Here is a 12,598-nt window from a genome sequence, read left to right as displayed (position 1 = left end):
AAAGAAACATCATGCAACGACCATATACCTGCTTGACCAAGGCTTGCGGATGACACTCGCCGACTAACCCGCTAGTCTCTGCGGTCTGAACCTGACGGCGCGCATGGTAACAGAGCGCCCGGCCTGATGCAGCGCCGGAAGTCGGATATCCGAGGAGAGCAAGAGAATGAAAAACCTGATCGCTGGCGGTCTGCTGCTGGTGAGCAGCCTGTCTCAGGCTGCCGATATCGATGTATACCGCGATCCCTCATGCGGCTGCTGCCACGCCTGGATCGAACATCTTGAGGAAAATGGCCTTGAGGTCAACGACCACGTCACCTCTGAGGTCGTTGCGATGAAACAGAGCCTGGGAGTCGATCCGGCCCTGCGCTCGTGCCATACGGCGATTTACAAGGGCTTCTTCATTGAAGGGCATGTGCCGGCCAGCGACATTCTGGCACTTGAAGAGGGCAGCACCATAAAGGGCCTTGCCGTACCGGGCATGCCGATCGGCTCGCCCGGAATGGAAATGGGCGAGCGCCACCAGGCCTACCAGGTCATTGCCGTCGAGGCTGACGGCCGCCAACGGGTATATAGCCAGCACTAGGCAGCTAGCGCGCCTCGTCGACCTCTTCGATAAAAGGGCCGAACCAGCTGTCGGCCCGTCGACGCGCTGCCGTCCTGACGTCACCGTCTATATACATCGCAACCATTGCCAATGCGCTGGCAAACATACCCAGATCGTCGGTAAAGCCCAGCAACGGGGTGAAATCAGGAATCGCATCCAGAGGGGCGATAAAGTACGCCAGACAACTGACAATGACCGCCTTGGCCCAGGCTGGTGTTTCAGGACGGCGCGCCGCGTAATAGAGGCACAGCGCCTTTTCGACGACCTCACGCCCGGCCAGCCGGGCATGGGATCCGAGCTTGCGCCAAAAGGCGCCATCAGAATACGTCGTTCTCATGGAGATACCTCCAGACAGAGCATGTCAGTCGATAGTAGAGAGACAGGAGGAGCACTGCAACCGGGCGATACTCAAGGCGCTGCGATCACGATCTGGTCACGCCCTGCGTCCTTTGCGGCATAAAGACATGCATCTGCCTCGTGCAGCCAGGACTCGCGCTCCGTGTGACCATTGAGCATGCAACCGCCGATGGAAACAGTCACAGCCCGCCCGTCCGGCCGCCTCAAAACCTCGCGGACGCACTGCTGAATCTTGGTAGCAACGCCATTAAGGCCCTCACGGGCAACATTGGGAACCAGCAATACAAACTCCTCACCACCCAGCCTGAACAGACGATCAGATGGCCGGCAGGCCGCGTCGACCAGATTCACAAAACGCACCAGCACGTCATCGCCGACAGCATGTCCAAACTGGTCGTTTATCTGCTTGAAATGATCAAGATCGAGCACCAGCAGGCCAAAACGTATGTCGTATCGTCTGCTGTCGGCAACAGCGATATCCAGCTCCTTGTTCATGGTTCGCCGGTTGCCGATGCCGGTCAACGGATCCTCAGTCGCAAGCTGCGAAAGCTCACGCCGCTGGGCGCGACCACGATAAGCGAATACAAACGCAAATATACTGGAAAGTTCATAGGTGACGATAAATGAACCCATCTGGTAATGGCTGGCAAATACCTCTTGCGGATTCAGCCAGCCATACAGACAAACCGCAAGCAGGGTTACCTGCGTCACCATTACACTCTGACGCGGCGGTACCACAAAGAAATTGAACAGGATTAGCACATACATCCAGAACAGGCCGTTGGTACCCAGCTTGATGCTGACCAGAAAGGCTCCGATGGAGTAGATTGCGGCGAGAAACTGCCCAGGACGAACGGTATTGCCGGTACGCCAGGCATAGCATACGGCGAGCACAGTGCCCACCACGAGGAAACTGTCGGTAAAGCCGACCAGCCAGTTGCGCTGGCCAAGCCGATACACCGCATAAGGTGTCACGCCCAGCACGGCGAGACTCCCGACCAGCGTAATGATCGACAGCTGAAAGTCATCCTTCAGTCTGGACCAGAAGGCGCTCATTCAGAATGCTCTTGCGTTGTTATTGTTGTTTGCTGGCGCACCAGACAGCGCGCTCAGAAAGTCAAAATGTGACCATAACTGCAACCACTGTTCAGTACAACTGCTGCGAAATCAAATGCGGCAGCCGTTAGGCCGCCGCAGCCTGAATACGCTGCACCATGGCACGCAGGCCGTTACCACGAGTGACGCTCAGGTGCTTGAGCAGGTTGAGCCGTGAGAAGTAATCCTCGATATCGAATGCTCTGATCTCGTCTGCCCGCTTGCCATTGTAGGCCGCCAGAACAACAGCAAGCAGCCCCTTGACGATAAAGGCATCACTATCGGCATCGAAATACAGCTTGTCGCCATCGCGGTGACCGACCAGCCAGACCTGACTCTGGCAGCCGCGCACCAGGTTTTCATCGGTTCGCTGGCTTGCATCAAGCTCCGGCAATTCCTTGCCCAGATCAATAATGTACCTGTAGCGGTCTTCCCAGCTATCGAAGAACGACAGAGTATCAACGATATCTTCACTGGTGATTTCCGTACCAAATCGACTCATGTGCTGCCGTCCTCAGAAAAACATGCCGGTTTCGAGCTGTGCCTCTTCGCTCATCATGTGCCGTTGCCACGGCGGATCGAACACCAGGTCGACCTTGACGTGCTCGACATTGGGCACCCGCTTTACCCTGTATTCGACATCGCCAACCAGCACCGGCCCCATACCGCAGCCGGGGGCAGTCAGGGTCATCTGAATGGTCACCTTGTGCTCGGACTGGTCAATAGCAACGTTGTAGATCAGGCCGAGATTGACCAGATCAACCGGAATCTCCGGGTCGTAAACGGTTTTAAGGGCCTCCCAGACCTGCTCCTCGCGGATCTGGTCGTCAGTCGGCTCGGGGAACGACAGCAGCTCGGGTTCAAGCCCCAGCGCCTCGGCATCAGTACCATCGACCCGGACCATCTGACCGTTGTAGGTCACTGTGTAATTGCCGCCCAGCGCCTGGGTAATGGTCACGAAGGTGTCTTTCGGGATGGTCAGGGGTGTTCCATCGGGAACTCGGCGTGCCGGGCAATCGGCCCGGGCTACCACCATGCGACGTTCCATCGGGTTTCCTCAAAAATAAACGCGCCCAACCGGGCGCGCGGTAGACAGGAGCGAGATCAGTTCACGCTGAAGCTTTCGCCACAGCCACACTCGTCCTTAACGTTCGGATTGATGAACTTGATCTGTTGGTTGATGCCCTCGCGCACCAGATCAATCTCGGTGCCCGACAGCACCTGGATACTGTCACTGTCGACCAGCAACTCGACCTGATCATCAAGCTGGTAGTGCAAATCGCTGTCGCGCCCCTGCTCCACCAGATCAATGGCATACATAAAGCCGGTGCAGCCGCTCTTTTTCACGCTCAGACGCACCGCCTTGCCCTGCTGCCCGTTCAGTTGCCGACGAAAATGCGCCAGCGCAGCCGGGGTAACGGTCACCGCCTGTTGTTTGGGATCAAAGGATTCAACGCTCATCTGCAGCACTCCTAAATCAGAAACTGCCGTACTTTTTCCAGCGCCTCGAACAACCGGTCCACATCGGCTCTGGTGTTGTAGAACGCCAAGCTGGCCCGCACAGTACCCGGAATACCAAACTGCTCCATGATCGGCTGCGCGCAATGATTGCCGGTTCGCACCGCAACACCCTGCTGATCCAGCAACATACCCACGTCATTGGGGTGCGCACCCTCCAGCAGAAAGCTCATGACGCTGGTCTTGTGCGCGGAGGTACCAACCAGGCGAATACCGGGCGTTGCCCGTGCACGCTCTTCGGCATAGGTCAGCAGCGCCTGCTCGTGGGCAGCGGCGCCAACACGATCAAGCTGATTCAGGTAGTCGATCGCCGCGCCAAAAGCGATCACGCCGGCAATATCCGGGGTACCCGCTTCAAACTTGTAGGGAAGCTGGTTGAAGGTAGTGCCGGCAAAGCTGACGGTTTCGATCATTTCACCGCCGCCCTGGTAAGGCGGCATGGCTTCGAGCAACGCACGCTTGCCGTAGAGCACACCCAGGCCGGTCGGGCCGAACAGCTTGTGCGCGGAGAAAACGTAAAAATCACAATCCAGCGCCTGCACATCGACTGGCCAGTGGCTGACGGCTTGCGCCCCGTCAATCAGCACCAGCGCGCCGGCAGCATGGGCCAGACGCACTATATCGGCAACCGGGTTAACAGTGCCGAGGGCGTTGGACACGTGGCCACAGGCAACCAGCCTGACACGCTCATCCAGCATCGACTCCAGCGCCGCCATATCCAGAGTGCCGTCAGCATCCACCGGAATCGGCTCAACGCTGGCACCCTTCTCAGCAGCTATAAGCTGCCAGGGCACGATATTGGAGTGGTGCTCCATCGCCGACACCAGCACGCGGTCACCGGCCTGCAAATTGGCCCGCCCCCAACTGGACGCCACCAGATTGATGCTCTCGGTGGTGCCTCGGGTCCAGATAACCTGGCGCGCCTCGGGTGCGTTGATAAACGCGGCAACCTTGACCCGTGCGGCCTCGAACTTCTGTGTCGCCCGATCTGCCAGCGCGTGAGCACCACGATGAACGTTGCTGTTGTCCTGCTCGTAGTAGTCGACCAGCGCCTGAATCACCGCGCGCGGCTTCTGCGTGGTCGCGGCGTTATCCAGATACACCAGTGGGTGGCCGTTGACCTCCTGATTCAGGATCGGAAAGTCGGCACGCACGCGCTCGGCGTCAAACGGCAACGGTTTGCTCAGGTCATTCATAACCGATCTGCCCTACCATCTCGCTTGGCTGGCCGAACAGCGACACCAGACGCGGACGCAGATAATCCTGCACCGCCTGCTCCGGCACCTGGTTTAGCAGCTCATTGATAAAGCCAAAGCTCAGCATGGTGATGGCATCTGCCTTGGTTACGCCGCGGCTCTGCAGGTAATAAAGCGAGGTTTCGTCCAGCTGACTGATGGTCGCGCCGTGGGCGCAACGCACGTCGTCGGCGTAGATTTCCAGCTCGGGCTTGGTATTGATCTCGGCCGTGCGGGACGTGAGCAGGTTCTTGTTACTCAGTTCGGCCAGCGTTTTCTGCGCCTGCGGATGAATATGAATCCGGCCATTGAATATCGCCTTGGCCGAGTCACCAATAATCCCGCGGAATACCTCATTGCTGGTGCAATGCGGCACGCAATGCTCAACGTTGGTGTGATAGTCGATCACCTGGCGGTTGCGCGGCAAGTAGACGCCGTTCAGCTCCAGATGTGCTCCCTCGCCCAGCATGTTGACCTGATAGTCAATGCGCTTGAGGCGGCTGCCCTGGGCCAGAGTGAAGCCGTGGAAGCGGGCATCGCGCTGCAGGTTCACGTGAACACCGCCAACGTGCAGCAGATCTTCCTGCTCCAGGTTGATGCGGTAGTGCTGCACCTGCGCATTGTTACCGACCACGACCTCGGTGAGACTGTTGACGAAGCCGTTCTGGCTGGCGCTGTCGGAAGCGTAATGCTCGATCAGCTCCGCCTCGGCGTTCTCTTCCAGCACCACCAGCACGCGCTGGCTGGCCGCGACCGGATTCGCCTGCGCAGTGGAGACGTTGACGATATAGACCGGTTTTTCCAGCTTGTGACCCGGAGCAACGTGCAGCAGCACGCCATCTGCAGCCCAGGCATTACTCAGGGCGGCAAACAGATGACGCTCGCTGTCGACGACCTTGCCAAGATGCTGCTGAATCAATGCCTGCTGTTCGGTATTGGCATCGGCGAAACGCACGACGCCGGCTGGCAAGGCACTGGAGCGCGCGGCGTTGAAGCGACCGTCGACAAAAACCAGACGGATAGCGTCCAGCTCGACCTGCTCGACGGCGTCCAGCGCGACGTCATCAGACTCACTGCTCCAACCAAGCTGTTCGCATTGCTGCAGCGGAGCCAGAGAAATGTACTTCCAGTGTTCGGTCTTGCGGCCAGGCCAGGCTGCAGCTGCCCAGGTACTGGCGCCCTGCTCGCGCAGTGCTGCGAGCCATACCGGCGTCTGCTGCTCGGCAGCAAGCTCCAAGGCTGTCTGTTGGAAATCAGTCATGGGTCAGACCACCTCGTTTTCGAGCCAACCGTAACCCTTGGCTTCCAGCTCCAGCGCCAGGCTCTTGTCGCCGGATTTGACGATGCGACCGCCGGCCAGGACGTGAACGTAATCAGGCACGATGTAATCCAGCAGACGTTGATAGTGCGTCACCACCAGGAAGCTGCGCTTGCCGTCACGCATTGCATTGACGCCATCGGCAACCACCTGCAGGGCATCGATATCCAGACCGGAGTCGGTCTCGTCGAGAATGCACAGATCCGGTTCCAGCAGCATCATCTGCATGATCTCGTTGCGCTTCTTCTCACCGCCGGAAAACCCTTCGTTCACACCGCGCTTCAGGAAGCTGGCGTCCAGGTTGACTCGCTTGCAGGTTTCGCGCGCCAGCTTGAGGAAGTCAACCGAGGATATTTCGTCCAGCCCCTGATGCTTGCGCTTGGCATCAACAGCCGCCTTGAGAAATTCCATGTTGCTGACGCCGGGGATCTCCACCGGATACTGGAACGCCAGGAACAGGCCTTCGCGTGCACGCTCTTCGGTTTCCATTTCGAGCAGGTCGTGCCCCTTGAAGGTCACGCTGCCAGCTGTGGCTTCGTAACCAGGCCGGCCGGAAAGCACGTTGCCCATGGTGCTCTTGCCCGACCCGTTGGGGCCCATGATGGCGTGAACTTCGCCCGGTTTGACCTCGATGGACAGCCCTTTAAGGATATCCTTCTCTTCAACTTTCGCGTGCAAGTCTTTGATATTTAGCATCATTTATGCCTGATAAATTACTTTAACCGTTTCGAGCTGCGCCAGCAGGCGATCAACCCACAGAACCTTCGAGACTGACTTCAAGCAGCTTGCCGGCTTCCACCGCAAACTCCATGGGCAGCTCCTTGAACACCTCGCGGCAGAAACCGTTGACGATCATCGAGACCGCCTTTTCGGCATCCAGTCCACGCTGCTGGCACAGGAACAACTGGTCATCGCTGACCTTTGAGGTTGTTGCCTCGTGCTCCACAACGGCGCTCGGGTTCTTGCTTTCGATATACGGGAAGGTATGCGCGCCGCAGCGATCACCAATCAGCAGCGAGTCGCACTGGGTGTAGTTACGCCCCCCCTCGGCACCAGGATTGATACGCACCAGGCCGCGATAGGCACTGTCGCTGCGACCGGCAGAAATACCTTTGGCAACAATGGTCGAGCGGGTGTTCTTGCCAAGATGGATCATCTTGGTACCGGTATCGGCCTGCTGGAAATTGTTGGTCAGGGCTACCGAGTAGAACTCGCCAACGCTATTGTCGCCTTTGAGAATGCAGCTGGGGTACTTCCAGGTGACGGCAGAGCCGGTTTCAACCTGAGTCCAGGAGATCTTCGCGTTAGTGTGGGCCACGCCCCGCTTGGTCACGAAGTTGTAGATCCCGCCCTTGCCTTCTGCGTTACCCGGATACCAGTTCTGAACGGTGGAGTACTTGATCTGCGCATTATCCAGCGCAACCAGCTCGACAACCGCCGCGTGCAACTGGTTCTCGTCACGCATCGGCGCGGTACAGCCTTCCAGGTAGCTGACGTAGGAACCCTCATCCGCAACGATAAGGGTACGCTCGAACTGCCCGGTGTTCATCTCGTTGATGCGAAAATAGGTCGACAGCTCCATCGGGCAGCGAACGCCCTTGGGAATGTAGACGAAGGAACCATCGGAGAATACGGCAGAGTTCAGCGCAGCGTAGAAGTTGTCCTTCTGCGGCACGACGCTGCCCAGATACTGCTTGATCAGCTCCGGGTACTTGTGAACAGCCTCGCTGATCGGGCAGAAAATAACGCCCGCTTCCAGTAGCTTCTCCCGGAAGGTGGTAACGACCGAAACCGAGTCAAAGACCGCATCAACGGCAACACCCGCCAGCATCTCCTGCTCGTGCAGGGGAATACCCAGCTTTTCGTAGGTGGCCAGCAGCTCCGGGTCTACTTCATCGAGACTCTTGGGCTTGCTGTCCATGCTCTTGGGCGCGGAATAGTAGGAGACCGCCTGGAAGTCGATTTCCGGGTAATGCACATGGGCCCAGGTTGGCTCTTCCATCTCCTGCCAGGAGCGGAATGCCTTGAGCCGCCATTCGAGCAGCCACTCAGGCTCGCCTTTCTTGGCAGAAATGAACCGGATAACGTCTTCATTCAGTCCAGGAGGCAGGGTTTCGGACTCGATGGACGAGTGGAATCCCGCCGCGTAGTCCTTCCTGATCAGGCTTTCGACTTCTTCAGTCACGGTATCACCTCAATCTTGCAACCTGCGCCAGAAGCGAGGCCGCTACTTCTTGATTCAGGCACGCATCCGCCCGCGGGCGCTGCGTGCATGGAGAGCTCTGTGACTCTTTAGATAATGCGCTCAAGCGCGCTGACTGTGCTGCGTACTTTGGATACACAATGATCCTGGCGCGAACTGACGCGCTGGATATCTTCGCGTGACACCAGATCTGCCAGACTGATCTCGTCCAGAAACTGTCGCAGCCTTGCACTCAGATCGGACCAGAGATGATGCGTCAGGCACACTGCGCCGTCCTGACAGTCGCCCTTTCCAAGGCAACGGGTGGCATCCATCGAGTCGTTCACGGCCTCGACAATCTGCGCAACACTGATGGCTGCAGCCCCACCCGCCAGTCGGTAACCGCCGCCGGGGCCACGAACACTCTCGACCAGCTTGCCACGACGCAACTTGGCAAACAGCTGTTCAAGGTAGGAGATGGAGACGCCCTGACGCATGGAAATGTCTGCCAGCGTGATGGGCCCCTGGTCCTGGTGTAACGCCAGATCCAGCATGGCTGTGACGGCGTAACGACCTTTGGTGGTCAATCGCATAGACGCTCTCGAGCGGATGAATTCACCGCGCCACTATGCAATATCCAAGCAATTCAGTCAAGTATTCGACAGGTATAAGCCGCCGCATTATAAAGGGATGCGCTCTGTATCGAAAGACGACAACACGGCGTCACTTACACTGCTTCACAAGAAATCTGCTGAAGCGCCGCCAGCGACAATGCTATGGTGCGATGTTTATGCACTACACCAATAACAAGGAGCCATGCAGAATGAGCCATTACCAGCAGTTCTACATCAACGGCAACTGGGTTGCGCCCAAAGGCACTCAAACCCTGGACGTCATCAACCCCGCCACCGAAGAAGCCGTTGCCACTATCGCCCTCGGCAATAAGGAAGACGTGGATCTCGCCGTTGCTGCCGCCAAGGCCGCATTTGAAAGCTACTCCCAGACTACTCGCGAAGAGCGCATTGCCCTGCTAGAGCGCGTCACCGAGGTTTTCAAGAAGCGCATGGGTGATGTTGCCACCGCCATCTCTCAGGAAATGGGCGCGCCGGCCAAGCTGGCCAAGGTTGCGCAGGCTCCCTCAGGGCTGGGCCACTTTGTTACCGCGCTCGCCGCACTCAAAGAATTCGAGTTCGAAGAAACCATTGGCACTACCCTGGTAACCAAGGAGCCGATCGGTGTCTGCGGCCTGATCACCCCCTGGAACTGGCCGATGAACCAACTGACCTGCAAGGTCGCACCGGCGCTGGCTACCGGCTGCACCATGGTGCTCAAGCCTTCCGAGGTTGCGCCTCTGTCGGCACTGGTCCTTGCCGAGATCCTGGACGAAGCCGGCGTACCGGCGGGCGTGTTCAACCTGGTCAACGGTGACGGCCCGACCGTCGGCGCGGCCATGTCGGCTCACCCGGATATCGACATGATGTCTTTCACCGGCTCCACTGCGGCAGGCCGCCAGGTCATGACCAACGGCGCACAAACCATCAAGCGTGTCGCGCTGGAGCTGGGCGGCAAGTCGGCCAACATCCTGCTCGACGACGTCAATTTCGAGAAGATGGTCGCCCACGGTGTCATGTCCTGCATGAACAACAGTGGCCAGTCCTGCAACGCACCCACCCGCATGCTGGTGCCCAATAGCCGCATGGATGAGGTCGCAGCCATTGCCCAGGCCGTTGTCGCCAAGGTCAAGGCCGGCGACCCGAACGCTGAAGACACCGTTATCGGCCCGGTGGTATCCAAGGCCCAGTGGACCAAGATTCAGGACCTGATCACCGCCGGCATCGAAGAAGGTGCCAAGGTCATCGCTGGCGGCCCGGGCCGTCCGGAAGGCCTGGATAAGGGTTACTACGTCAAGCCGACCATCTTCAGCCATGTAAACAACGAAATGACCATCGCCCGCGAAGAGATCTTCGGTCCGGTGCTGTCGATCATCGGCTACGAAGACGAAGACGATGCAGTACGCATTGCCAACGACACCCGCTACGGTCTGTCCGGCTATGTGTCTTCCGGCGATCTGGACCGCGCTCGCAAGGTTGCCCGCCGCATCCGTACCGGCATGGTCCACCTCAATGGCGCCCAGCTTGACCCGCGCGCCCCGTTCGGTGGCTACAAGGAGTCGGGTAACGGCCGTGAATGGGGCCATTACGGTTTCGAGGACTTCCTTGAAGTGAAATCGATCTTCGGTTACCACCAGGCCTGATATTCCCGGGCCGAAAACAAAAACCCCTCTGCCCTGGTGGGCAGAGGGGTTTTTTATTTCCTGCATCACAGCGGGGCGCAAACACCCCGCTGTGACAGAGTCTAGCGACTCAACTCAACCAGCAGCGCGTTGAGACGACGGACATAGGCCGCCGGATCATTGAGCGACTCGCCAGCAGCCAGGGCGGCCTGATCAAACAGAATTCGACTCAGATCAGCGAAGCGCTCCTCGTCCTGCTCGGCGTCCAGACGGTCAAGCAGCGGGTGCGAAGGGTTGATCTCCAGGATCGGCTTGCTGTCCGGCGCCTTCTGCCCGGTGGCTTCCAGAATGCGCCGCATTTGCAGACCCATGTCGTCCTCATTGATCACCAGCACTGCCGGCGAGTCGGTCAGGCGATGGGACACGCGCACCTCTTGCAGGTCATCCTTGAGCACCTCCTGGATACGCTTGACCAGATCGGCCTTCTCTTGCGCAGCCTTCTCCTGCTCCTGCTTATCTTCTTCAGCCTCGAGCTTGCCAAGATCAAGGTCGCCACGCGCGACATCGACAAACTGCTTGCCCTTGTACTCGTTCAAGTGACTCATCAGCCACTCGTCAATGCGATCAGTCAGCAGCAGCACCTCGATGCCTTTTTTGCGGAAGATCTCCAGGTGCGGGCTGTTCTTGACCTGTGCATAGCGCTCGCCAGTCAGATAGTAGATCTTGTCCTGCCCCTCTACCATGCGCTCGATATAGGCATCCAGGCTGACCACTTCGCTGTCATCGTTCTGGGTGGTTGAGGCAAAGCGCAGCAAGCCGGCGATTTTTTCACGGTTGGCGAAATCCTCAGCCGGGCCTTCCTTCATCACGCTGCCAAAGGCCTTCCAGAAAGTTGCGTACTGCTCAGGCTCCTTCTTCGCCATCTTCTCCAGCATATCGAGCACGCGCTTGGTCAGCGCTGACTTCATGCTGTCGATGGCCGGATCTTTTTGCAGAATTTCGCGTGATACGTTCAGCGACAGGTCATTGGAGTCGACCACACCCTTGATGAAGCGCAGATACAGCGGCAGGAACTGCTCTGCGTCATCCATGATAAACACCCGCTGCACGTACAGCTTCAGCCCACGCGGCGCCTCACGCTGATACAGATCGAACGGCGCACGACCCGGCACATACAGCAGACTGGTGTACTCCAGCTTGCCCTCGACCTTGTTGTGACTCCAGCTCAGCGGATCTTCGAAGTCATGGGCAACGTGCTTGTAGAACGCCTTGTACTCATCATCCGACACCTCGGTGCGCGGGCGGGTCCAGAGCGCGCTGGCGCGGTTGACGCTTTCCCACTCGAGTTCGGCAGGCGCGTCCTTTTCGTCGCCAAAATGCTGCTTGGGCAGCTCAATCGGCAGGGAAATATGATCGGAATACTTGGTAATCACATTGCGCAGACGGAAGCCGTCGGCGAATTCCTTTTCGGCTGCCTTCAGGTGCAGAACGATGCGGGTGCCGCGCTCGGGCTTTTCGATAGTGGCGATGCTGAACTCGCCTTCACCGGCCGACTCCCAATGCACCCCCTCCTCTGCCGCCAGCCCCGCACGGCGGGTAAACACCTCGACCCTGTCAGCGACGATAAAGGCACTGTAGAAACCGACACCAAACTGGCCGATCAGTTGAGAGTCCTTCTTCTGATCACCGGTCAACTGCTGCATAAAGGCCGCAGTACCCGACTTGGCGATGGTCCCCAAGTGATCGATGACCTCCTGACGCGACATACCGATACCATTGTCTTCAATAGTCAGGGTATTGGCTGCAGAATCAGCGCTGATACGAATACGCAGGTCGGGCTGATCCTCGAGCAGCGCGGGAGCGGCAATAGCCTCGAATCGCAACTTGTCTGCGGCATCCGATGCGTTGGAAATCAGCTCTCGCAGGAATATTTCCTTGTTCGAGTACATCGAATGAATCATGAGGTGCAGTAGCTGCTTGACCTCAGTCTGGAAGCCGAGTGTTTCCTTATGAGCGTCCACGGTCATAACGAAGTGTCTCCATTGATGCTGTT

General features: G+C 58.2%; 13 protein-coding genes. 2 read left to right on the top strand and 11 right to left on the bottom strand.

Features of this window, described 5'->3' with window-relative positions; all coding sequences use genetic code 11:
- Positions 1-166 precede the first annotated feature (166 nt).
- Positions 167-586 (top strand): DUF411 domain-containing protein, encoded by a 420-nt coding sequence (locus B7O88_RS05145; protein ID WP_088274139.1) that lies wholly within the window; start codon positions 167-169, stop codon positions 584-586.
- Between the two features lie 4 nt (positions 587-590).
- Here B7O88_RS05145 and B7O88_RS05140 read toward each other — a convergent pair whose 3' ends face one another.
- The 10 genes from B7O88_RS05140 to iscR form a co-directional block, all read right to left on the bottom strand.
- Positions 591-944, bottom strand: coding sequence for a YkvA family protein (locus tag B7O88_RS05140; protein ID WP_088274138.1), 354 nt, complete (start codon positions 942-944; stop codon positions 591-593).
- 71 nt (positions 945-1,015) lie between these two features.
- Positions 1,016-2,020, bottom strand: coding sequence for a GGDEF domain-containing protein (locus tag B7O88_RS05135; protein WP_088274137.1), 1,005 nt, complete (start codon positions 2,018-2,020; stop codon positions 1,016-1,018).
- Between the two features lie 127 nt (positions 2,021-2,147).
- Positions 2,148-2,561: a SufE family protein gene (locus tag B7O88_RS05130; RefSeq protein WP_088274136.1), complete on the bottom strand. Its 414-nt coding sequence runs from the start codon at positions 2,559-2,561 to the stop codon at positions 2,148-2,150.
- A 12-nt stretch (positions 2,562-2,573) separates the two neighbouring features.
- Positions 2,574-3,107, bottom strand: a complete 534-nt coding sequence (gene sufT / locus B7O88_RS05125) for a putative Fe-S cluster assembly protein SufT (protein WP_200818408.1) — start codon at positions 3,105-3,107, stop codon at positions 2,574-2,576.
- A 56-nt stretch (positions 3,108-3,163) separates the two neighbouring features.
- Positions 3,164-3,520, bottom strand: coding sequence for a HesB/IscA family protein (locus B7O88_RS05120; protein WP_088274333.1), 357 nt, complete (start codon positions 3,518-3,520; stop codon positions 3,164-3,166).
- Positions 3,521-3,531: 11 nt separating this feature from the next.
- Complete coding sequence (locus B7O88_RS05115) at positions 3,532-4,773, bottom strand: aminotransferase class V-fold PLP-dependent enzyme (RefSeq protein WP_088274135.1); 1,242 nt, start codon at positions 4,771-4,773, stop codon at positions 3,532-3,534.
- Complete coding sequence (sufD, locus tag B7O88_RS05110; protein WP_088274134.1) at positions 4,766-6,073, bottom strand: Fe-S cluster assembly protein SufD; 1,308 nt, start codon at positions 6,071-6,073, stop codon at positions 4,766-4,768. The genes B7O88_RS05115 and sufD overlap by 8 nt, the downstream gene beginning before the upstream one ends.
- Positions 6,074-6,076: 3 nt before the next feature.
- Positions 6,077-6,826 carry a Fe-S cluster assembly ATPase SufC gene (gene sufC, locus B7O88_RS05105; RefSeq protein ID WP_088274133.1) on the bottom strand — a complete coding sequence of 250 codons (750 nt, stop codon included), beginning with the start codon at positions 6,824-6,826 and terminating at the stop codon, positions 6,077-6,079.
- A 52-nt stretch (positions 6,827-6,878) separates the two neighbouring features.
- Positions 6,879-8,315 (bottom strand): Fe-S cluster assembly protein SufB, encoded by a 1,437-nt coding sequence (gene sufB / locus B7O88_RS05100; protein WP_088274132.1) that lies wholly within the window; start codon positions 8,313-8,315, stop codon positions 6,879-6,881.
- A gap of 107 nt (positions 8,316-8,422) precedes the next feature.
- On the bottom strand, positions 8,423-8,905 hold the full coding sequence (gene iscR / locus B7O88_RS05095) for a Fe-S cluster assembly transcriptional regulator IscR (RefSeq protein WP_088274131.1): 483 nt from the start codon (positions 8,903-8,905) through the stop codon (positions 8,423-8,425).
- Between the two features lie 230 nt (positions 8,906-9,135).
- Between iscR and B7O88_RS05090 the strand changes: the two genes are divergently transcribed.
- Positions 9,136-10,566, top strand: coding sequence for an aldehyde dehydrogenase family protein (locus B7O88_RS05090; RefSeq protein ID WP_088274130.1), 1,431 nt, complete (start codon positions 9,136-9,138; stop codon positions 10,564-10,566).
- A gap of 101 nt (positions 10,567-10,667) precedes the next feature.
- Here the strand turns inward: B7O88_RS05090 and htpG are convergent, their stop codons facing one another.
- Positions 10,668-12,572 carry a molecular chaperone HtpG gene (gene htpG / locus B7O88_RS05085; RefSeq protein ID WP_088274129.1) on the bottom strand — a complete coding sequence of 635 codons (1,905 nt, stop codon included), beginning with the start codon at positions 12,570-12,572 and terminating at the stop codon, positions 10,668-10,670.
- Between the last annotated feature and the right edge of the window lie 26 nt (positions 12,573-12,598).

Origin of the sequence: Halopseudomonas aestusnigri, from assembly GCF_002197985.1 — a bacterium.
GTDB classification, from domain to species: Bacteria; Pseudomonadota; Gammaproteobacteria; order Pseudomonadales; family Pseudomonadaceae; genus Halopseudomonas; species Halopseudomonas aestusnigri.
The sequence above is the reverse complement of the archived record's forward strand: the minus strand, read 5'-3'. Positions and strand labels throughout refer to the sequence as shown.

What these genes read in the sequence shown, in the direction of transcription:
- htpG (WP_088274129.1), bottom strand. Translation starts at nt 12,572, where the DNA reads ATGACCGTGGACGCTCATAAGGAAACACTCGGCTTCCAGACTGAGGTC.
- sufT (WP_200818408.1), bottom strand. Translation starts at nt 3,107, where the DNA reads ATGGAACGTCGCATGGTGGTAGCCCGGGCCGATTGCCCGGCACGCCGA.
- B7O88_RS05140 (WP_088274138.1), bottom strand. Translation starts at nt 944, where the DNA reads ATGAGAACGACGTATTCTGATGGCGCCTTTTGGCGCAAGCTCGGATCC.
- sufC (WP_088274133.1), bottom strand. Translation starts at nt 6,826, where the DNA reads ATGCTAAATATCAAAGACTTGCACGCGAAAGTTGAAGAGAAGGATATC.
- B7O88_RS05090 (WP_088274130.1), top strand. Translation starts at nt 9,136, where the DNA reads ATGAGCCATTACCAGCAGTTCTACATCAACGGCAACTGGGTTGCGCCC.
- iscR (WP_088274131.1), bottom strand. Translation starts at nt 8,905, where the DNA reads ATGCGATTGACCACCAAAGGTCGTTACGCCGTCACAGCCATGCTGGAT.
- B7O88_RS05135 (WP_088274137.1), bottom strand. Translation starts at nt 2,020, where the DNA reads ATGAGCGCCTTCTGGTCCAGACTGAAGGATGACTTTCAGCTGTCGATC.
- sufD (WP_088274134.1), bottom strand. Translation starts at nt 6,073, where the DNA reads ATGACTGATTTCCAACAGACAGCCTTGGAGCTTGCTGCCGAGCAGCAG.
- B7O88_RS05115 (WP_088274135.1), bottom strand. Translation starts at nt 4,773, where the DNA reads ATGAATGACCTGAGCAAACCGTTGCCGTTTGACGCCGAGCGCGTGCGT.
- B7O88_RS05130 (WP_088274136.1), bottom strand. Translation starts at nt 2,561, where the DNA reads ATGAGTCGATTTGGTACGGAAATCACCAGTGAAGATATCGTTGATACT.
- B7O88_RS05120 (WP_088274333.1), bottom strand. Translation starts at nt 3,520, where the DNA reads ATGAGCGTTGAATCCTTTGATCCCAAACAACAGGCGGTGACCGTTACC.
- B7O88_RS05145 (WP_088274139.1), top strand. Translation starts at nt 167, where the DNA reads ATGAAAAACCTGATCGCTGGCGGTCTGCTGCTGGTGAGCAGCCTGTCT.